This is a genomic window from Alcaligenes sp. MMA, from assembly GCF_020907215.1.
Lineage (GTDB): Bacteria > Pseudomonadota > Gammaproteobacteria > Burkholderiales > Burkholderiaceae_B > Alcaligenes > Alcaligenes aquatilis.
This window is the reverse complement of sequence record NZ_JAJJPP010000001.1, coordinates 695,011-715,895: the sequence shown is the minus strand read 5'-3', so window position 1 is coordinate 715,895 and position 20,885 is coordinate 695,011. Positions and strand designations below refer to the sequence as shown.

Below are 20,885 nucleotides of genomic sequence, written 5' to 3'. Positions count from 1 at the left end.
TAAAAGACAAAAAACCGGGGCTCTGAATCAGAGCCCCGGTTTTTTTAATGCTGGCGCGTGATTAGCGCTAGCACCTGCCCAATTTAATACATGCCATGGAAAACCGCATCATCAGGACCGACATGCGATGGCGGGTCCCAGGTCACATCACGCATGGAATGCTGCACCAGCGTCTCTACACCCAGCAGCACAGCAAAGATCGCCATACGTACGGGAATACCGTTGTCAGCCTGACGGAAGATAGCCAGGCGCGGGTCGTGGTTCAGGTCCACACTTAGATCATGGGCACCTTCGCGGCTATCGCGTGGCAGTGGGTGCATCACAATCACATCAGGGCCGCAGCAGCGGTCGATAATGGCTTTGTTAACCTGGAAGTCAGCCGTAAAGCTGCCATCCTGCCCTTCTTCAAAACGCTCTTTTTGCACTCGCGTGGCGTAAATCACATCCACGCCGGGCAGACCTTTTTCCAAGGAACTGGTCTGTTCAATGACATGCTTACCTTGCTTGGCAACCTGCTCCACAATGTGTTCAGGCATTTCCAGGCCGGGGGGCGAAATCAGGGTGAATTTCAGGCCACGGTACATGCCCAGCAGCTTGATCAGGGAGTGCACGGTACGGCCATATTTCAAGTCACCCACCAGGGCAATATGTGCGCCATCCAGCAACTTGCCCAGACGAGAGAACTCCGTGCTGATGGTGTACAGATCCAGCAGCGCCTGGCTGGGGTGTTCGCCCGCACCATCACCACCGTTCACCACAGGAATATTGGTGGCACGCGCAAATTCCGCGACCGAGCCTTGCTCAGGGTGACGGATCACCATGGCATCCACATAGCCGCTCATGACGCGGCTGGTGTCGTAAATGGACTCGCCTTTGGCCATGGAGGAAAAGGTAAAGCCGGTGGTGTCACATACCGAACCACCCAGGCGGCAAAAGGCCGAGCCGAAGCTGACGCGGGTACGGGTGGAGGCTTCAAAAAACAGGTTACCCAGCACAGCACCTTCCAGCACGCGCGATACTTTTTGACGGCGGGCGATAGGCTGCATGATGTCGGCCAGGCTGCACAGCTCTTCCACGGTTTCACGGGTGAACTGGTCTACGGACAAGAGCTGATGTTTGCCGCCGGTGGCAATGCGATCACGCAAGGGACCGGACTGTGCGCTTTGCGCATATTTACTCAGCAATGCTTCATTTTCCACGATTTCCGTGACAAAACGCTGCACCACTTCAGGCATGGCCCGCGACTCCAAAGAGCCTTCAGGCAGCAGCCAGGTATCCAATGCACGGCGCTTGACCCCAATACGTGCCGCAAAAACGTCACGAGTCAGGTTCAGGCGACGCATTGCATCACGCAAAAAAACTTGTTGGGAGACGGCCATATCAGCTCTCGCTTCTAAAACATACGCAATGCGTATATTTTAAGACCGCAATTGATCAAAAAGCGAGAAAGAATTGAACCCACTGCAGAAAATACAACGACAATCTACGCAGCCGCTCAGAGCCGCTACTCGCTACGCGCACGGAGCAAAACAAGACAACAATTAGGGACGCTGCCGATACGGCGTGGTAGAAGGTGTGGCCTGATCATCATTGGGCGCCATGAGGCCCTTGTAATCTTACTGACCGGAGGTAAGCCACTCGCTATGCTGGTAGGCAAAATCAGCCAGGCCCAAGGTGCCCCAGACGCCGATCACAAAAAGCGCCAGGCTCAAGGCCAGAAAGAAGGCCGAACAGAAACCGGGAATCCAGGCCCAGCGACGCCCTGCTTTGGAGCTGTGCCACGCCAGGGTCCAATGGCTCCAGCACAAGGCCAGAAACGCCGAGACCAGCCCCATCAGAAAGACGAACAGGGGCAGACGTAAAAAAGCGGGGACAAAAACGGATCCGATCGCTCCAGTGCCCATCAACATGATGAATAAGAGCGCGGCCCCATGAAGGCTGATCAGAACCCGAAAAGAAAGGATATAAAAAGTAAAACTGCTGGGCGGGGTCACCATACCGACTTTCCTGTTTTTAACAAGAGGGGTGGGTGTGGACACCCACCGCATTTTTCAACAAGCCAGGCATGGATGAACCCAAGACCAGGGTGGCATTAAGGTCGTAAGCAGGGCTTACTTCTTGCCGTTGGTTTGTGTCGCTTCTTGACCGGCAATGGCACGCGCAGCAGCCAAGGCGTTAGCTTCAGTGCCCACCATGAAAATCAGGCGGCCATCTTTAACGGGCGAACCGTAAGCGGGAGCAGCCAACATCGTGTCACCCACGACCAACGCCAAGCGCTTTTTGGGGAACTGAGTGGTCACTTGCAGCAAACGTTGCGCCGCCTCTGGCGTTAAATCCAACGCCAACAAGCCTTCCTTGCTGTCGTTAGTACCGGCCTGTACGCCAACCAGATCCTGACGTACCACCACGGCACGCGGATTCACAAATAGAACACCATTGGGCTGGACATCGACGCGAGCCCAACCCGCTTGCTCCTGCGTGTCAGCCAGGAAAATCTGTACCGGTGCGGCTTGCTGCTGGGCACCTGCCTGTGCTTGAGGCTGCTGAGCGCCAGTTGCTGGCGTGGAGGGAGTTGTTTGCGTTGCGGTGCTGGAAGCACCAGCGGTATCGCTCGGTTTTTCTTGAACGGTCTGACAAGCGGCCAGTGCGACCAAGCCAACAGGAGCCAAAATTCGAGCGAGCGCGCGTAAAGTCATCATAATGAAGTTTCCCTCTCTCTTTACGAAGAATCAATAAGGATAGCAGTGTATCAGCCATGTAAAAGTGCAAGCGGTTAATCTTTGTTAAAGCTTGTCATTTGTGCACCTCTAATTTGTACGCTGACTTCATCCATTAAGCGACCGTGTTCCGTTTTCAATTCAATTCGCAGCGTTCCCGGCACCAGCGGAATTCGCAACTGTGCCCCCTTCCCCGCTTCTACTCCCTGCACCCACCACACCAAGGGCTCGGTAATCTGTCCTTGGGCCAGCAATCGCAGTTGCTGGTTTTGTGGTGGAATATCCGGATCCAGCGCGAAAATAGTGCCATTGACTGGTTCGCGAATACGGGCCGGGCCAGCATAGGCCTGTTCCACATCACTTAACACCACGCGATCAGTCTGCGTGCCTTCGACAAAAAATTCCTCACGGCTAGGTTCCATGGCAGGCAAAAACTCAATCTGCCGCCTCTGCACCTGAGCAGGCATAGCCGTTTGACGGCCGGGGCGACGCTGCTGCAGGATCGAAATCACCTCGTGCCAGATCGGTGCCGCACCGCTAACGCCTGATACATCTTGCATACTTTGACCGGCACTATTTCCCACCCAAACACCGACGGTAAAGTGCTCTGTCCACCCCAGGGCCCAGTTATCACGCATATCTTTACTGGTTCCGGTTTTAACCGCACTCCAAAACGGTGTACTCAAGGCACTGTCCAAACCAAAGGTCAGTACCCGCGCCTGACGGTCAGACAATATGTCGCCCACAATCCAGCTAGCGCCTGCATCCATCACAGGATGAAAGACAGCGCTTTGCTGGTCCATACGTGTTTGCACGGCTTGAGTCTGGCCTAAATTGGCCAGAGCACGATAGGCATTGGTCAACTCCAACAAGCTGACATCCGCACTGCCCAAAGCCAAGCTATACCCATAGAAATCGCCATCCTGGCGCAGATTCATGCCTAACGCACGCAAGCGATCCACCAGATTGGCAGGCCCCAGCATGGTCAACACCCGCACAGCGGGGATATTCAACGAAGAGGCCAGGGCATTACGCGCACTGACCCAACCCACAAACTGCTTGTCATAGTTTTGCGGGATATACAGGCCATTACCGGTGGACAAATTCAGCGGGGAATCCTCCAGCAAAGACGCCGCTGTCAACAGTCGCTTTTCAATCGCCATCTCATACAGAAAAGGCTTGAGCGTAGAGCCGGCCTGCCGCAAAGCGCGAGCATGATCCACCTCGGCCGCCTCGGACAGGTCACCACTGGAACCGACGTAGGCCAGAACCTGCCCGCTGTGATTGTCCAGCACCACAACGGCAGCATCCTGCACACGCGCGGTACTGAGATCGAGCAAGTGTCGCCGCATACTGGCCTGCACCTGCATTTGCAATCGCGTGTCCAAGCTTGTGTGGACACTGTCACCCGCTTTGATTTGCGGATTCTGATCCAAGACCCAACGGGCAAAATGCGGCGCCCGTTGAGCCTGCCCCAAGGGGGCTTGTCCGGCCCGGCGCAAAGCCACCGGCACCAGATTACTCAACGCTCGACATTGCTCGGCGCGCCCCATTTCCTGCAAGGTCAAACACGCCCGGCGTTCAACCGTCAAGGCCGAGGCATTCGGGCCGCGCAACAACACAGCGGCAATGGCCGACTCACGCACGTCCAATGCTGCGGCCTGCTTTTGAAACAGGGTGCGCGCCATCGCATCCACCCCGATCAGCTCACCCCGGAAAGCCACCTGATTCAGATAGGTTTCCAAAATTTCGGGTTTGCTCCAGGTATCTTCCAACGATTGGGCCGCCACCACCTGATCCAGCTTTTGCCAGACCGAGCGCCCACCACGACCACCAAGCAGATCCTGGTCCATCAGACCGGCTAGCTGCATGGTAATGGTCGAGGCACCGCGACTCCGTCCGGCAAACAGACCATCCCAGGCCGCAGAGCCGACGGATAACCAATCCACCCCACCATGAGACTCAAAACGGCGGTCCTCAGACATCAGGACCGCCATTTGCAAAGCCGGAGAAATTTGCTCCAGCGCGACCCAGTCGCCGCGTCGTTGATGAAAGTCCAGACGGACTCGTTGGATAAGCTGGCCCTGGCGATCCAGAACCTGTACATCGGAAGAGCGGTACGCTTGCCGAACGTCCTCGTAGCTGGGGGTAGCCTGCCCAGGACTGGCCCACAGGGCCAGTCCCAGCACCAGCAGTCCTACTTTACTTGACGGGTGCATCCACAACTTCCAGAACTTGCTCGTTAGGCCAGACGGCAAATACATCAGGCTCGTACAGGGCCTCAGCACGACTGGCTGGCAACACAAACTGGCCCACAGTGTTCAAACGCACCGTATAGCTGACCTCGGTCGTGCCTTCCTCAAAGCGCTCGTAGTAAGCACGGTAACCATCAAAGCGACGCTCGACGAAGCTGGGCCACTGGCCGGATTGTTCTTCACCGGCTGTTGCCATGGCAGAGTCGCGACCCAGGCCACTGCCCAAGATCGTGGCTCCGGCAGGAACTGGATCAGACACAACGACCCAGCTTGCCTGACCTTGGGCCTTGACCTTGATCTTCACGCGCATGATGTCGCCACGACTCCACACGCCAGGCTTGGCCTGCTCCACAGCCTCAATATGACGCTCCAGGCTCAAGCCAGCAGAGATAGGTTTGGTCACAGGCACCGCCGCCAGGGAACGGACGTCGATCCAGGCCTTGCCTTCGCCCATTTGCTCAACGCTCAGGTTATCGACCTGATCACCCCGCCAAGGCACGTCAATCTTGGCGGAACGCACACCCTGGCCGTCAGGCTCGAGCATGTCCCAGTCCACCACTTGGGCCGTTTCCGAGCCCAGAATCACCATGGACTGGCCGCTAGGTTGCTGTTCATGATGACGGCTGAACTGCTCAATGGCCAAGCTACCCAGAAGGTTTTCAGTGGTCATGCGCCATGCACCCCGTTGCTGTTCTGCCAACAGACCTTGGGCCAGGCGAGGCATATCCTCGGTCCAGTCCGGCATCTGATTGGCCAGCAACATCAGGCGAGCCTGGTTGGTCACACGGCTGGTCATGGCCCATGGGCTGCCGTTAAGCGCATCCTCACCAAAGACCAGACGGGTACCACGACTGATCAGCCGTGCCTGAATCAGACCCATGGCTTCTTTACGCGTCTGCTCGGCTTTTTTGATGCCTGGCAAACGCTGAGTCAGATCAACCCAGGCCAGCAGAATTTCGGTTGGCCAGCTTTGCAGGTTCAGCTCCACCGAATCCAGCATATTGACGCGAGCGCGGTCGTACTTGGCCAACACAGCCGCAGCACGAATTACCTCGATATCACGCTCTTGACGAGACACCGTTTGCATAGTCGGGATTCGACCATTGACCACGTTCTCCAGGCCCTGCAGCATCTCGTTGCGCAAGCCATCCGGAATGGAGAAGTTCAGGCCAATGGATTCAGCAATATAGCTGATATCCAGGATGTAGCTGGTCAGCACACGACTGCCCCAACCGTAGTTGCTTGGGAAGTAACGCAGCAAACCATTCTGGTCCATATACGAAGGCATGCGCTGCATCAGACCAGCCCAAGCCTGTTCGGAACGCAGGCCCATGAAGCGCGAGGCTTGCTGCTCAAAGCAACTGTAAGGATAGCGTTCAAACCAGGCACGCACCCCTTCCATACCGCCGCCCAAAGAAGAGCGGAACAGCATCTGCAGCCCTCCTTGAACCACCCCTTGCTCGTTCTTCAAGGCACCAGCCGGTGCCTGCACCGACATGTTCAGGGGGGCATCAATACCCACAGCAACCAGTGTTCCCTGCTGAACGGTGATGGGGGTGGCAGTAAAGACCTCCTGCTTAATCGTCAGGCTGTCTTTGGCTGCTTTGCCCGTGACACCGGACTGCTGAACTTCCTGTGCATCAACCGTCCACTCCATTTGGTGCGAATCGGCCGATCCACTGGACAGTGGAACCGACATAGGCCAAACAAGCACTTTGGCCGAACCGGAAGCCAGCTCAACGGTTTGCTCAGGCAACTCTGCCGATGGCAAGCCTTTACCACGGTACTTCGCCTGCACTTTCACAGTCATGGCACGTGGGCTGCTATTACGCAGCGTCACCTGGGCCTGATAGTTATCGCCTTCACGAGCAATGGCTGGCAAACCGGAAATGATTTGCAGGTCTTGCGTGGTGACGATCTGGGCCGAACCGCTACCAAAGCGATCACCCGCCAGATCAGCCACAGCCACGATGCGGTACTGGGTCAGGGAGTCTTTCAGCGGGACAGTCACCGTTGCGCGACCCTGTGCGTCCAGCTCCACATTACCGTTCCACAGCAGCAAGGTATCCAGCAGCTCGCGAGTGGGGCTTTTGCCACCGCCACCACCGGCCGCTACGGCCTTGCGACCATAGTGACGACGCCCCACGATTTCAGACTGCGCCGTGGCGGTCTGCACGTTGTAGCCACGCAAGGCGCGCATGGCGTTAAGCAAGTTCCAGCTATTGTTCGGGCTCAGCTCCAGCAGGGCCTGATCCACCGCGGCCAAGGCCACAGACGCACCGGCTGCCGGTGTGCCATCGGACTTCAGAACCTGAATATCAACTTTGGCCTGTTCGCGAATGGCGTACTGGCTGCGGTCTGTCGTCACTTTCACATCCAGCGCATCTTGCTGGCTGCTGACTTCAATGCTGGCCAAACCAAAACGATAGCTGGGCTTGGACAAGTCCACGGTGGTCGTCGGGGCCACAAATTCGCCACCGCCTTCCGAGTAGGCCTTGTACCAGTTCAAAGGCTGACTCCAGCCCCAGCTAAAGAAGGAGTACCAAGGCACTTCACGCAGTCGGCCACGCAGCACCAGCACAGACACATAGACGTTCGGCCCCCACTCAGGCTTGATCTCTACACTGACGTTCGGGCTATCGCCCTCCAACTGAACCACTTGAGCCTGCAAGACTCCTTCACGCTCCACTGACACCAGGGCCGTGGCTTCGCGAAAAGGCATGCGCACCTGAAACTCGGCTGTCTCGCCAGGAGCCCAGGTCTTTTTCGCAGGAATCACGTCGATACGGTCATCGTTCTGACCACCAAACCACATATCGCCCGAACCGCTGACCCAAACACTACTGGCGGAGACCGACTCACGGCCTTCGCCATCACGCGCAATCGCACGCAGCTCGACCTGACCGCCCTTGTCCAGTTTCACATCACACTGCACCAGGCCTTGATCGTCACTGCGGCCCTCGCAGATCGTGCCCAGGTCTTCGCGCTGCTCCTGATTGTCGTAGCTGTAGAAGCCACCCACCATACGCTTGCGAATCGAGAAGCGCTGCACATTGGCAGCTTCAATCCGCACGGGCACGTTTTTCAGCGGCTTGCCGTCCGGGCTCACCGCAATGGCCGAGAGCTTGGTGGACGAACCGGCGGCCAACCAGCTACCCGCACGCAGACCAGCCACTACATCGGCAGGCCATACAGACACCGTTTGGGTCAGGGTCTGAATTTCACCGTTAGGATCGGCAAAGGTCGCTTCCACCAGAAATTCGGAAGGTCGATCCACCACAGGCAGATCATCCAGCTTGGCACGCAAACCTCCTTGAGCATCCAACTGGAAGCGCTGCTTGTTCAGAAAAACGCGCGCGTTCGAGGCGTCAGATTGCTCAACCGTCTGGGGAGGAGCAAAGCTATAGTCGTCATACGCGCTAAATGAAGGCGACTGGGTACGCACCACCGCCGACAACTGCACTGGTAAGAAGTCAGCAGGACCACCTGACAGATAGTGCAGTTGCAAATCAGCCTGCATCTGTTTGGGGCTAACCAGATAAGGACGATCCTGGCCATCACCCAACTTGATGCTGCCGCCCAAAACAGGCAACTTGAACTGTTCAACGCGGAACTCGCCAAAACTGAAGTACTGGTTTTCACCTTCGGTACGCAAACGGTAAACACCCAGCTCGGCATCCTTGGGGATCTTCCAGTCATTCAAAGCAAACACACTGCCAGCGGCGGTCTTTTGCCACTTCAAAGGCAACTCAATTCGCTTGCCGCTGCCATCGTGCTCGACAATCATCGCCTCGGGATAACGATCGGGAGCCTTGAAACCGTCACGTACGCGTTCGCGCACGTAGTGCTTCATGTGCACCACTTCACCAGCACGAAACAGGCTGCGATCCATGACGGTGTGGGCCACAGGGTCGTCGCGACCGCCCCAGTTGTAGGGGACATTAAAGCGCCAGGGCTCGATACCCGAATTCCACTCGCTCAAGGCGAAGCTGAAATCAGCTTTACCGCGTGCCATGGGGTTGTTTTTGTCGATGCGCGCTGTCACAAACAAGCCGGAAAGACCTGTTTCCTGGCAGTAGTCGGCGCTGTCCACTGACTGCGGATGGTGGAACATCCCGTCTTTGTCCGTCTCGCCCTGCACCAGTTCCTCGCCACGGCAGTTCATGACACGGATCTTGGCGCCCGGCACCACCTTGGCATCATCCAAGGTGGTCACCCAAACCAGCAAGTCGTCCCCCCCTTTCTTGATGTGTACACCCAGATTAGTCACCAGCACGGAGCTGCGCACGTACATGGTGCCTGCCGATTCCAGCAAAGACGCGCCCAAACGTGGGGAAGCAACTTCCAGCACATGAAAACCTGGCTCTTTGAGCGGCACACCAATTAGCTCAAAAGGACGTTCATCTTTTTGATCCATGCCAGGCAGGTCCAGCTTCTTGACCTCTTTGCCGACCAGCAAAGGCTGAGCACGTAGGTCCAGTTGACCGTACTGATCAATCGGAGCGGTAATATGGAAATCGCCACCCATAATGTCACGCAGTCGTTCCGCACTGACCCTCCAGGAATAATCCAGCTGACGCAGACGGGAATACCAGGCCAGGACCTCTCTATCATCCTTTACGGCCAAGGCCCCCACCTGACCGGCCGACACCAGCATTTGCTCAGTCGTGAGATCCGGCTCGACATTACGCAGGCTCAAGCCAATGGCCGGGGGATCAGAATCATCCGAACCCTCGCGATCGGCATGGCCGAAACGCTCCACAATCCCAAAAGGCTCCACGGCAAACTTCACCAGCGGCGGATACGTTGTGGTGCTCATCCCCTTACTCAGAACCTGCGGGTTCTTAAGACTGCGGCCAGCGTCGTCAGTCAGGCCGTCCGGAATTTTGACCGTCAGCTTAGCGTTTTCAGGGAAAGGTCCCTGGAAACGCAGGTATTGGCTGGGGCCACGATCCTGCCATGCCTCATCACTATCAGAGACAGGCTCCCAAACTTGTTGGCCCGCTTCCAAACGGATCTGGCTCAAGTACTCGTACGCGACGGGCGCGGAGAACTGAACACCGAAGCTGCCAACTGGCGTGCAAGGTGCTTCGGCGCGCTCTCGCATGCAAGAGAGCGAGGCCGTAAATTCAGGACGCACATTGAAATCGTAGGTGTAACGATCCGTATTAGGGACACCCTTGCGATTTTCGATCTGGGTCATGATGCCCGGCTCCAGCACCACCGACACGGCGGCATCGGCTGGCAAGGGCCGCGCACACTGCACGGCTTGGTAACGCTCGTCTACCTCATCCACATAGAACTCAGAGCACACCATCGCATCTCGCTGGGCACCTTCAACCGCTTTCAGGCCAATGCGCTCGCCAATACCCTCTACCCGGCAATAGCCGTTCTTGATTAAAGAGCCGGTATTAACAGGCGCATTGAAACTGAATAGAAAAACCTGGTCCTCATCAATAATGTTGTAATACGGGCGGTTGCTTTCCAAAATGGCACCGCCAGAATTAAAACGATACTGAGCCGGCCCGCTGATCGCTTCATTGTTGATGCTGCGAAAGCTTTTGGACACGACCGCCGTACAACTCAACCCTGGCCCTGGGCGCTCGTCAAACTCATAAATCCAACGACGGGAATCGAGCCAGCGGCCCTGGCCAACCACAGCGGGATCATCACACTGCACCAGCACGGGCGCAGGTAATTGCGAATCCCCAAAATGGACAGCGGGTTTGGCAAAAGTAACTTTGACGTCCCGTAAATCTGATGTCGCCCCCTGAGGCGAAAAACTGCTTATCGTAATGGCTTGAGCGCTACTGACGCTCAGCAAGAACACCAAACCCAGCAAAGACTGGCGATGCATCGTTCTTCCCCTATGGAATATGCTATTTTCGGCGCCAGTTTAATGGAAATCAGCGCCTCTGAGCATGAATGAGAGACCTCAAAAGGACATAAAGAACACCACCAAGTGCAACAAAAAAAGACACGCTGATTTAAAAGCCTGCAATCTCACTTAAGGCAAACTCTGATGGCATTTGAAAGTAAAAATTTCATATGCGACCAATACCCCGCTTTTTTCCTAAAACAGGCGATATCAACTACGATTAGAAGCACAATTTCGCCACCCCTTACTGGAAACCCGGCCTACCCGCCCCATATGTGTTAAGGCTTGCACAGATCCCTCCGCCTTGATTTCAGGACAGACACATGAGCTCGATGACACTGCAGGAACTGGATAAAACCCGCGAAGAATGTCGCCAATTAATCAGTCGACGCGCCCTGCTATCGGCGGCCGCTGCCGTGGTCCCCATCCCCGGTGTGGATGTGGGCGCAGATGTGGCTATTTTGATGAAGGTCATTCCCATCATCAATGCCCGCTTTGGGCTGACCGCCAACGATGTGGACGCCCTAAGCCCGGAGCTTAAAAAACTGGTAGTCGTCGGTGGAACCAGCATGGGGCTGGGCATGGTGGGACGGGTTCTGACAACGGACCGTGTCATCAATATTCTGGTGCGCCTGGGAGCCAAAAAACTGGCCGGTAAATACGGCGCCAAATATGTCCCCTTGATTGGTAGTGCCATCTCGGCATCCATCAGCTTTGTCGTGCTGCGTAAAGTGGGCAACCAGCATATTGAAGAATGCTATGAAATTGCGCGACGCCTGGCGCTGGAAACGCAACGACATGAAGCGGTACATACGATCGATGGCGGTGAGCAAGGCCTGATACGTGAAATCAAGGACTAAAACCCTGTCGATGCTTTAGCTCTTATCAAGATCGCTCTTTGAATAGCTCAGATAAGCTGGACACAGTGAGCAAGCTGACAAAGTGTGACAAAGCGACGGGTCATTAACCCGCCCCCTCGTCATACTGCTCATTTTAGCCAGCAGGAACCACCCCAGGCGTTTTACTACGGCCATTCAACATATAGTCCATCAGCTCGCGCACCGACTTCATCGCCTTGCCAAAAGGCAGGGCTTCGGAACTGCGAAAGAACAGACCACGCTCCACATCCCCTTTCAAGGCGTAGGCTAGCTGACGGTCAATACAAAACTGACCATGACGCTGCACACCATCGCGCAAACCACAATGGGCCAGGCAATCAAAGCCTTCCGTGCAAGCACGCTCACGCGCCACCGATTGCAGTTTTTGCTCTTTGTGCAAATAGGCATCCAGCCAAGGCGTACGAACAGCGCGAGCGGGCAAGCCGGCCACACTCATGAATGTCACGATGTCCTTGGGCTCCGCATCCAACAAAACGCGCTTGAAGTTCTCATGCGCATCACCTTCTTCAGTGACCGCAAACGCTGTCCCCATTTGCACACCGTCTGCACCCCAATCCATTAATTGACGTAGTTGTTCAGGGCGGTGAATCCCGCCTGCGGCGATCAAGGGAATACGCTCGGCCTCCAGGCCCAGCTCGCGGAACAAGGCTCGGCAGCCCTCCAGCACACGCTGGAACGCATATTCAGGTTTGTTCAAGGACTGATCGTCGGCGGCGCCCAGGTGACCTGCGGCATAACGGGGGTTTTCCAGAACGACGGCGTCCGGCAGACGCTTGCGACGCAGCCATTTCTTGACCAGCAGGGTGACGCCACGTACATCCGACAAGATAGGAATCAGGGCAACTTTGGGGTGATCCTGAACCAGTTCAGGCAAATCCAGGGGCAGGCCAGCGCCTACCACCACCGCGTCTGCGCCGCTCTCGCAGGACTGACGCACATATTCGGGATACTGCGAAACAGCCTTCATGATATTAACTGCAATCCCGCCCTTTCCCCCTGATCGCTCTCGAGCCCGATGAATTTCACGGTCCAGCGCCTGCAAATTAGCCGCATCGACTACGCCTTTTTCGACACCTCCCCCGGTGCTGTCCATGAGATCTTCGTGATGGCGTCGTAAATCCACGCTGGAGATCGTCCCCAGCCCTCCCAATGCGGCCACTGTACCCGCCAGCCGGGACGCCGAAATACCGACTCCCATGCCGCCTTGAACAATAGGCAAAAGCAGTTTTCCCTTCAGGGACATGAGACGTAAATCCGTCTTTAGCACGATGTTAATACCTTAGGTTGATGCAAGAACCTGCCGGCCACGTCGGGACCCGAAACAGGGCAATAGAATCGTGGCCGTCTGCAAAGACGGCCACTGTGTTAAATCAGGCGGGAATAGCGTGCACCGCTTTCCTGGCTCAAATATTTGTCGAACACCATGCTGTAGGCGCGCACAAACAGGCGACCTTTGGGCAACACCTGGATAGACTGGGAATCGACCGTCAGCAAACCGGCTTGGGCATAGCTGTGGAGCTCTTGCAGCTCAGAAGAAAAATAACTAGCAAAATCAATACCATAACGCGCTTCCAGACGCGCAATAGGCACAGGCATGCTGCACATCAAATGCATGATCACTTCCGCCCGCAAGCGATCGTCTTGCTGCATCACAATGCCGCGCTCGATCGGTAGACGCCCCTGATCTATATCGGCGTAGTAATTGCGCAGGCTGCGGGCATTTTGCACATGCATGGTCCCCACTTGACCGATAGACGACACACCGAAAGAGACCAGATCACAAGCTGCACGGGTGGTGTAACCCTGAAAGTTGCGGTGCAAGCTCCCGTCCAGACGGGCCAGATTCAGTTCATCGGTAGGCAGGGCAAAGTGATCCAGACCAATGTAAACATAGCCGGCGTCCAACAGACGCCGGGAAGACATCAGGAACAGTTGCAGACGCTGGTCGGCGTCAGGCAATTCTTCTTCGTTAATCAGGCGCTGAGCCTTAAAGCGCGTGGGCAAGTGCGCGTAGTTATAAAGAGCGATGCGATCTGGACGCAATTGCACCAGCGAGTCAATCGTGATGGCAAAGCTTTCTAGAGTCTGCAAAGGCAAACCGTAGATCAGATCCGTATTGATGGATTGAAAACCGGCCGCCCGGCTTTCTTCGATGGCGCGTTTGACCATCTCGAAGGGCTGAATACGATTAATCGCCTTTTGCACGTTGGGGTCAAAGTCTTGCACCCCAAAACTGGTACGGTTAAAGCCCAGAGCCGCCAGGTTCTGGAGAGTGCCTTGCGCCAAGGTACGTGGGTCGATTTCGATGCCCAACTCCGCATCGTCCGTAAACGCAAACTGCTCGTTAAGCTTGGCCATCAGACGAGCCAGTTGCTCGTTATCCAGGAACGTGGGCGAGCCGCCGCCCAAATGCAATTGTTCGGTGCGCCTGTCCGCATCCATGTATTGGGTAACCATGTCAATTTCGCGCAGCAGGTAATCCAGGTACTGCTCGCTCTTGCTACGGTCCTGCGTAATAATTTTATTGCAGGCACAAAAGTAGCAAAGCGACTGGCAAAACGGAATATGCAGGTACACCGACAAAGGGGGATTGCTGCTGCTCAAGGCCCGTCGCGATAGCTCGTGAATATAGGGCTGGGCGGGGAAGTCCTGAAAAAAACGGTCTGCGGTGGGATAGGAGGTATAACGTGGTCCAGAACGATCAAAGCGCCGGATCAGGGCTTCTGAGATTTCAATATCTTGCGCGGTCGGAGCACTGGTATCCGATGCTTCCAAAGTTTGCGGCATACAGGGGCCTCCTGAAAAAGACCGGTTTCTTCTAGTCAAGCATTTATTGTGAGAGAAAACCTCACGTATGCGCTTGACCTGCATCAAGCCCGCAAGAACTAAAAAAACGCTTTTTTTCTCGCAGTTGGACTGAAATTAGCCGCATATATCGTATTATTAAGCGCTAGCCGCCTAAATCACCGCCTGTTGGAGTCAGATGTATTTGCTCGTGATCCTAGCACTGCCGTTCATCGGTAGTTTGCTATCTTCCCTGATGCCCGCGAACTCTCGCAAACTCCAAGCATCTCTTGCAGGCGCTGTTGCCATTACCTGCACCCTACTGACTCTCTACACCTATCCAGACATTGCTCGCGGAGAGGTGTTGGAGTCATCCCGTTCCTGGATTCCCGCTCATGGCTTGACCTTCAAGCTGCGCATGGACGGTTATGCCTGGCTGTTCAGTGTCATCATTACTGCCATGGGGGCCTTGATTGCCCTTTACGCGCATTATTACCTGTCAGCCCAAGATCCAGTCCGACGCTTCTTCTCCTTTCTACAAGCCTTTATGGGTTCGATGCTGGGCGTGGTGCTGTCGGGCAACCTGATCCAGTTGGTGGTGTTCTGGGAGCTGACGAGCATCTCCTCCTTCATGCTGATCGCCTACTGGTATCACCGCATGGATGCGCGCCGGGGTGCGCGTATGTCGCTGATCATCACCGGCACCGGGGGGTTCTGTTTACTGGCAGGTGTGCTCATGCTGGGCCAGGCCGCTGGCAGCTATGAGCTGAGCGTGGTATTGGAGTCGGGCGAGCAGATTCGCAACCACCCTTGGTATACCGGGATGCTGATCCTGATTGCCTTGGGCGCGCTCACTAAAAGTGCCCAGTTCCCCTTTCATATCTGGCTACCCCATGCCATGGCCGCCCCCACTCCCGTGTCGGCGTATTTACACTCGGCCACCATGGTCAAGGCCGGCGTATTCCTGTTGGCACGCCTGTGGCCTGCACTGTCGGGCACGACAGAATGGGCTGTCATTATTGGTGGCGCCGGTCTGTGCTCTCTGACACTGGGAGCCTACGTAGCCATGTTCCAGCGCGATATGAAAGGCGTGCTGGCCTACTCCACCATTAGTCATCTGGGTCTGATTACCTTGCTGCTGGGGCTGAACAGCCCGCTTGCTCTGGTCGCGGCGCTGTTTCACATGATGAACCATGCCACCTTCAAGGCTTCCTTGTTCATGGCAGCCGGTATCGTGGACCACGAAACGGGAACCCGTAACCTGAATCGGCTATCCGGTCTGCGCCACGCCATGCCCTTGACAGCCACTCTGGCAACTGTCGCGGCAGCCGCCATGGCCGGCGTGCCCCTATTGAACGGCTTTATCTCCAAAGAAATGTTCTTTGCCGAGACCATTCTGGCCGGTAACGGCAATATCTGGGAGTACGCCCTGCCCGTTGTGGCGGTCATCGCCGGGGCCTTTAGCGTGGCCTATTCCCTACGCTTTATCGCCCAGGTCTTCTTTGGTCCTGTCGCCACCGACTTGCCACGACAGCCGCATGAGCCGCCTCGCCGCATGTTGATCCCCAGTGCCATTTTGGTGCTGACCTGTTTGTTGGTCGGTATTATTCCTAGCCTGACGTTTGGCCCCTTCCTGCATACTGCGGCCAACGCCATTCTGGGCGCTGAAATGCCCCAATACAACCTGGCCGTCTGGCATGGTTTCAACCTGCCCTTGATCATGAGCCTGCTTGCCACCGGCATGGGCGTGATCTTCGTTCTGATCATCAACCGTTTCTACAAAAACCGCCAAGGCCGCACGCCTTTGCTGACCCGTGCCGATGGCAGGCGCTTCTTTGAGCTGGCCATGGAATATCTGGAAGTGGCCGCAAACTGGGCGGTAGGCAAACTGTACTCGCCACGCCTGCAACGTCAGATGCTGCTGATCATTGTGGCAACACTCTGCGTTGCCGCCCTGCCTCTGGCCCGTGGAAACTGGTTCAAATCCACCATTTCTACACCCATTGACCCCTTCTTTGTCCTGATGTGGGCAGTGGGAATTGCCTGCGCGATTGGTGCTGCCCGTCAAGCCAAGTTCCACCGTCCGGCCTCCTTGTTGCTATCCGGAGGTGCCGGTCTGGTTACCAGCCTGACCTTTGCCTGGCTGTCGGCCCCTGACCTGGCACTGACTCAATTGGCCGTAGAAGTAGTCACCGTGGTGCTGATTTTGCTGGGCCTGCGCTGGTTGCCACAACGGGTCAGTGATATACCCGGCAATCAGGACAAGAGTGCTCGCGCCCTGCTACGCCGTAGCCGCGATTTGATCATTGCCATTCTGGCCGGTTGCGGTATTGCTGTGCTGGCCTACGCCATGATGACGCGCCCTCACCCCAGCGGTATCTCCCCCTTCTTTGTCGAGAAAGCGCTGCCTCTGGGCGGCGGGGCCAACGTCGTGAACGTGATTCTGGTCGACTTCCGTGGCTTTGATACCTTTGGTGAAATCGTGGTGCTGGCTATTGTTGCCTTGACGGTCTTCGCCTTGCTGCGTCGTTTCCGCCCCCCCATTGAAGCCATTGCCCAGCCGCTGGCCCGTCGCCAGAACGTCAAGGACAGCCGCGAAGCTGTCTTTGTGGAGCCCGACCCCAAGACTGCCCTGCCCGAAGGCATCATGCAGATCCCTGCCGTCTTGCTGCGCTTGCTACTGCCTATCTCTACGCTGATCGCCTTGTACTTCCTGCTGCGCGGGCACAACCTGCCTGGTGGCGGTTTCGTGGGAGGCCTGATCATGGCAACCGGCATTATCTTGCAGTACATGGTCAGCGGCGTGGTGTGGATGGAATCCCGCCCACTGATTCAACCTCAAACCTGGATTGGCTTGGGTCTGTTGACCGCCGGTGCGGCCGCCATGCTGGTCTGGGCCTTTAACAAGCCCTTTCTATCGGCCCAAAGCTGGGATCTGCACCTGCCCCTGGTTGGCAATGTGCATACTTCCAGCGCACTGATTTTTGACATCGGCGTGTTCATGCTGGTGATTGGCTCCACCATCCTGATTTTGATCGCGTTGGCTCACCAGTCCCTACGTTTTTATCGCAAACTACCGTCGCTGCAATCCGCCTCGATCGCTTCATCCGGGATGGAGAACAAATAATGGAAATCGTGCTTTCAATTGCGATTGGTGTACTGGCCGGCTCAGGCGTTTGGCTCCTGCTGCGCCCACGTACTTTTCAGGTCATCATGGGACTGGCTTTAGTGTCCTACGCCGTGAACCTGTTCATCTTCAGTATGGGTAGGCTCAAAATCAGCGCCGCTCCCGTTATCAACGCCAGCAAACAGGGGGTGGACTATGCGGACCCCCTGCCCCAAGCTTTGGTGTTGACCGCGATTGTGATTGGCTTTGCCACCACCGCCCTGTTTCTGGTCGTCATTCTGGCCAATCGCGGCCTGAGCGGCACTGACCACGTTGATGGCCGCGAGGAAGACGATCTGTGAGTCTACTCAACCAACACTTGCCCGTATTGCCGGTCGCCATCCCTATGGTGGCTGCGGCCCTGATGGTGATGCTGCGCGACAAGCGCCGTCACTACAAGCTGCTGATCGCCTTTGGCTCCTTATTGGCCCAATTGTTTTGTGCCGTTTATCTATTGTTACTGGCCGATGGCACGCTGGCCCCGATCTGGCCACAATCCGTCGGAGTGTACCTGCTGGGGGATTGGCCGGCCCCCTTCGGAATCGTTCTGGTCGTGGACCGTTTGGCCGCCTTTTTGCTGGTTCTGACCAATGTGCTCGCTTTTTGCTGCTGGTTCTATTCACTGGCCCGTTGGGACCGCGTAGGGGTACATTTCCATTCCCTGTTCCAGTTGCTATTGATGGGTCTGAACGGCGCTTTCCTGACGGGTGACCTGTTCAACCTATTTGTATTTTTCGAGGTTTTGCTGGCAGCATCCTATGGTCTGATGCTGCACGGTTCGGGCGCCGCCCGCGTCAGTGCCGGACTGCACTACATCGCCGTCAACCTGATCTCCTCTTTCCTGCTGCTGATCGCCATCGCCCTGATTTACGGTGTCACTGGCACCTTGAACATGGCCGATTTAGCCCTGCGTGCCGGCTCCCTGCCCGACGCGGACCGCCTGGTGTTCGAGTCAGCCTTGGCCATCCTGGGTATCGCCTTTCTGATCAAAGCCGCCGCCTGGCCTTTGAACTTGTGGCTACCCAATGCCTACGGCAATGCCAGCGCTCCAGTCGCTGCCATGTTCGCCATCATGACCAAGGTTGGTATTTACGCACTGCTGCGCATCGGCTCCTTGCTGCTTCCCACCGGAGCCCCGGCCGCCTTTGGCGTGGCCTGGATGTTCCCGGCGGGCATTGCCACTCTCACCTTTGGCGCTATCGGCGTGATGGCCGCACAACAACCCGAACGGCTGGCCAGTTATTGCATCATCGTGTCCTCAGGCACCCTGCTGGCCGCCCTGGGTATGCCAGGAGTCATTCTGACAGGCCCTGCCCTGTATTACATGCTGAGCAGCGTACTGGCTCTGGGCGCGTTTTTTCTGCTGCTGGAGCTGGTCAGCCGCACCAAGCCCTTTGGAGCCGACCTGTTGGCAGTCAGTCAGGAGGTCTTTGATCTGGACGACCCGGAATCCGAAGACCATAGCGATGATGTGGTCGGCGTGGCCATCCCCGGTGTAATGGTATTTCTGGGCATGTCCTTTATTGCCTGCGCCTTGCTGATTGTGGGCCTGCCGCCGCTATCGGGCTTTGTGGCCAAGCTGTCCTTGCTGACGGCCGCCCTGAAAGCCTCGGGTCAATCGCCAGAGCCGCTTAACGCCTGGATTCTGACAGCCGCCGTGCTGATCTCGGGTGTGGCCGGTTTGATCGCCATGGTGCGTGTGGGGATCCGTCTGTTCTGGAGCAATAGCTCCTTGACGATTCCCCGCCTGAAACTGATCGAAGCCGCCCCCATCGCCAGCATTATTATGGCTTGCGCGATCTTGAGTTGGTATGCCGGCCCCATCACGACTTACCTGGAACAGACGGCGCAACAACTGGATGAACCCCGTATTTACATCGGCTCGGTCTTGCGGCAAAACCCCGTGCGCTCTGTCCAGGCGGAGGGATTCTAATGCGACGCTATACCAAACATCTTTTCCTGCCTTTGCTGCTACTGAGTCTATGGCTGCTGCTGAACGACTCACTCTCGGCCGGTTACGTGGTGCTGGGCCTGTTCCTGGCCATCGCCCTGAGTTTGGCTGCCATTCCCTTTCGTCCAGTTAAAGCCAGTATCCGTCATCCCTTTCTGGCCCTGAAACTCATCTGCCAAGTCACGTGGGACATTGCACTGTCCAATATTGCCGTGGGCCATCTGGTGTTGAAAGGCGGCGATGCGCCCCGACCCGGTTTTTTAGCCATTCCCCTGCGCATGACCGACCCGCACGGTCTGGCAGCGCTGGCCTGCATCATTACCTATACACCAGGTACCGTCTGGTCCGGCTTTGACTATGAAACCCGCGTCCTGACCTTGCATATTCTGGATCTACAAGACGAGCAGGTCTGGTTAGACACTATTCAGAAGCGCTATCAAGAACCGCTACTGGAGATTTTCCAATGATAGACATTGTTTACTGGGCCTGTCAGTTTGCCCTGGGCTGCTTTGTCCTGGGCATGGGCTGCGCCGTCATCCGTCTACTTAAGGGTCCGTCGGCCGCCGACCGCGTACTGGCGCTGGACACCATGTACATCAACGGCATGCTGGCCTTGTTGGCCCTTGGCATCCGCTTTGACTCCACCCTGTATTTTGATATCGCCTTGCTCATTGCCCTGTTTGGTTTTGTAGGTTCGGCAGCGATGGCGAAATTCCTGCTACGCGCCGAGGTAATCGAACCATGACTACACCTTTGTTGCCCTGGTGGCTGGCCGTCCCGGTCGCCCTTTTACTAGTACTGAGCGGCATCGTGGCTCTGGTGGGGTCAGCTGGCCTGCTGCGTTTTAAGCATTTTTACTCTCGCATCCACGCCCCCACCATGGGCAATACATTAGGTACATTCTTTATGGTGCTGGCCGTAGCCATCAGCGCCAGCCACTTGATGAGCCGTCCTATCCTGCACCCGCTCATCCTGAGTGTGCTCTTGATCATTACCTCGCCGGTGACAGCCATTTTTTTGATGCGCGCCGCCATCAAGCGAGAGCATCGCCAGCGTCTAGCCAAATATGGCCCGGATGAACCGGGCTACCTGGACATGCCACATAAAGCGCCTCTACCCAAAGAATTGGCTGAACCGCCAACCAGCGACAGGACTTGAATCAAACCATGGGGGTTTAGAAAAGTTTTATTACCCTCACTTGCACCTGCTCCACCTATACTAGTAAGTGTTTACTG

General features: G+C 56.3%; 14 protein-coding genes. 7 read left to right on the top strand and 7 right to left on the bottom strand.

The annotated features are described in order from the left end of the window. Positions 1–83 precede the first annotated feature (83 nt). The 5 genes from LNA76_RS03200 to LNA76_RS03180 form a co-directional block, all read right to left on the bottom strand. A complete protein-coding gene (locus LNA76_RS03200) occupies positions 84–1,379 on the bottom strand; it encodes an aspartate carbamoyltransferase (protein ID WP_094196971.1) in 1,296 nt (431 codons plus the stop codon). A gap of 237 nt (positions 1,380–1,616) precedes the next feature. After that, on the bottom strand, positions 1,617–1,997 hold the full coding sequence (locus LNA76_RS03195; RefSeq protein ID WP_094196972.1) for a hypothetical protein: 381 nt from the start codon (positions 1,995–1,997) through the stop codon (positions 1,617–1,619). A 114-nt stretch (positions 1,998–2,111) separates the two neighbouring features. Continuing rightward, on the bottom strand, positions 2,112–2,699 hold the full coding sequence (locus tag LNA76_RS03190; RefSeq protein ID WP_094196973.1) for a hypothetical protein: 588 nt from the start codon (positions 2,697–2,699) through the stop codon (positions 2,112–2,114). Between the two features lie 74 nt (positions 2,700–2,773). Then, complete coding sequence (gene pbpC, locus LNA76_RS03185; protein ID WP_230017895.1) at positions 2,774–4,936, bottom strand: penicillin-binding protein 1C; 2,163 nt, start codon at positions 4,934–4,936, stop codon at positions 2,774–2,776. Further along, positions 4,920–10,829 carry an alpha-2-macroglobulin family protein gene (locus tag LNA76_RS03180; protein ID WP_230017894.1) on the bottom strand — a complete coding sequence of 1,970 codons (5,910 nt, stop codon included), beginning with the start codon at positions 10,827–10,829 and terminating at the stop codon, positions 4,920–4,922. The genes pbpC and LNA76_RS03180 overlap by 17 nt, the downstream gene beginning before the upstream one ends. A gap of 344 nt (positions 10,830–11,173) precedes the next feature. Here LNA76_RS03180 and LNA76_RS03175 point away from each other — a divergent pair, with 344 nt between their 5' ends. Further along, a complete protein-coding gene (locus tag LNA76_RS03175; RefSeq protein WP_230017893.1) occupies positions 11,174–11,710 on the top strand; it encodes a hypothetical protein in 537 nt (178 codons plus the stop codon). 133 nt (positions 11,711–11,843) lie between these two features. On the opposite strand, the gene LNA76_RS03170 is transcribed toward LNA76_RS03175, so the two are convergent. Together LNA76_RS03170 and hemN are read right to left on the bottom strand one after the other, a co-directional pair. Next, positions 11,844–12,992 (bottom strand): NAD(P)H-dependent flavin oxidoreductase, encoded by a 1,149-nt coding sequence (locus LNA76_RS03170; RefSeq protein ID WP_094196977.1) that lies wholly within the window; start codon positions 12,990–12,992, stop codon positions 11,844–11,846. A 122-nt stretch (positions 12,993–13,114) separates the two neighbouring features. After that, positions 13,115–14,536, bottom strand: a complete 1,422-nt coding sequence (gene hemN, locus LNA76_RS03165; protein WP_230017891.1) for an oxygen-independent coproporphyrinogen III oxidase — start codon at positions 14,534–14,536, stop codon at positions 13,115–13,117. A gap of 196 nt (positions 14,537–14,732) precedes the next feature. On the opposite strand from hemN, the gene LNA76_RS03160 reads away from it, so the two are divergent. The 6 genes from LNA76_RS03160 to mnhG are packed head-to-tail and all read left to right on the top strand — an operon-like array spanning position 14,733 to position 20,808. Further along, complete coding sequence (locus LNA76_RS03160; RefSeq protein ID WP_230017889.1) at positions 14,733–17,660, top strand: monovalent cation/H+ antiporter subunit A; 2,928 nt, start codon at positions 14,733–14,735, stop codon at positions 17,658–17,660. Then, positions 17,660–18,001, top strand: a complete 342-nt coding sequence (locus tag LNA76_RS03155) for a Na+/H+ antiporter subunit C (protein ID WP_094196980.1) — start codon at positions 17,660–17,662, stop codon at positions 17,999–18,001. The genes LNA76_RS03160 and LNA76_RS03155 overlap by 1 nt, the downstream gene beginning before the upstream one ends. Positions 18,002–18,045: 44 nt before the next feature. Continuing rightward, complete coding sequence (locus tag LNA76_RS03150) at positions 18,046–19,632, top strand: monovalent cation/H+ antiporter subunit D (RefSeq protein ID WP_230018783.1); 1,587 nt, start codon at positions 18,046–18,048, stop codon at positions 19,630–19,632. Next, complete coding sequence (locus LNA76_RS03145) at positions 19,632–20,117, top strand: Na+/H+ antiporter subunit E (RefSeq protein WP_094196982.1); 486 nt, start codon at positions 19,632–19,634, stop codon at positions 20,115–20,117. Before LNA76_RS03150 ends, LNA76_RS03145 begins: the two co-directional genes overlap by 1 nt. After that, entirely contained in the window at positions 20,114–20,395 is a 282-nt protein-coding gene (locus LNA76_RS03140) for a K+/H+ antiporter subunit F (RefSeq protein WP_009461751.1), read from the top strand. The genes LNA76_RS03145 and LNA76_RS03140 overlap by 4 nt, the downstream gene beginning before the upstream one ends. Continuing rightward, positions 20,392–20,808, top strand: coding sequence for a monovalent cation/H(+) antiporter subunit G (gene mnhG / locus LNA76_RS03135; RefSeq protein ID WP_230017886.1), 417 nt, complete (start codon positions 20,392–20,394; stop codon positions 20,806–20,808). Before LNA76_RS03140 ends, mnhG begins: the two co-directional genes overlap by 4 nt. The last annotated feature ends 77 nt before the right edge of the window (positions 20,809–20,885 follow it).

Coding starts and splice junctions, on each gene's coding strand:
- LNA76_RS03200 (WP_094196971.1), bottom strand. CDS start 1,379: ATGGCCGTCTCCCAACAAGTTTTTTTGCGTGATGCAATGCGTCGCCTG.
- LNA76_RS03195 (WP_094196972.1), bottom strand. CDS start 1,997: ATGGTGACCCCGCCCAGCAGTTTTACTTTTTATATCCTTTCTTTTCGG.
- LNA76_RS03190 (WP_094196973.1), bottom strand. CDS start 2,699: ATGATGACTTTACGCGCGCTCGCTCGAATTTTGGCTCCTGTTGGCTTG.
- pbpC (WP_230017895.1), bottom strand. CDS start 4,936: ATGCACCCGTCAAGTAAAGTAGGACTGCTGGTGCTGGGACTGGCCCTG.
- LNA76_RS03180 (WP_230017894.1), bottom strand. CDS start 10,829: ATGCATCGCCAGTCTTTGCTGGGTTTGGTGTTCTTGCTGAGCGTCAGT.
- LNA76_RS03175 (WP_230017893.1), top strand. CDS start 11,174: ATGAGCTCGATGACACTGCAGGAACTGGATAAAACCCGCGAAGAATGT.
- LNA76_RS03170 (WP_094196977.1), bottom strand. CDS start 12,992: ATGTCCCTGAAGGGAAAACTGCTTTTGCCTATTGTTCAAGGCGGCATG.
- hemN (WP_230017891.1), bottom strand. CDS start 14,536: ATGCCGCAAACTTTGGAAGCATCGGATACCAGTGCTCCGACCGCGCAA.
- LNA76_RS03160 (WP_230017889.1), top strand. CDS start 14,733: ATGTATTTGCTCGTGATCCTAGCACTGCCGTTCATCGGTAGTTTGCTA.
- LNA76_RS03155 (WP_094196980.1), top strand. CDS start 17,660: ATGGAAATCGTGCTTTCAATTGCGATTGGTGTACTGGCCGGCTCAGGC.
- LNA76_RS03150 (WP_230018783.1), top strand. CDS start 18,046: ATGGTGGCTGCGGCCCTGATGGTGATGCTGCGCGACAAGCGCCGTCAC.
- LNA76_RS03145 (WP_094196982.1), top strand. CDS start 19,632: ATGCGACGCTATACCAAACATCTTTTCCTGCCTTTGCTGCTACTGAGT.
- LNA76_RS03140 (WP_009461751.1), top strand. CDS start 20,114: ATGATAGACATTGTTTACTGGGCCTGTCAGTTTGCCCTGGGCTGCTTT.
- mnhG (WP_230017886.1), top strand. CDS start 20,392: ATGACTACACCTTTGTTGCCCTGGTGGCTGGCCGTCCCGGTCGCCCTT.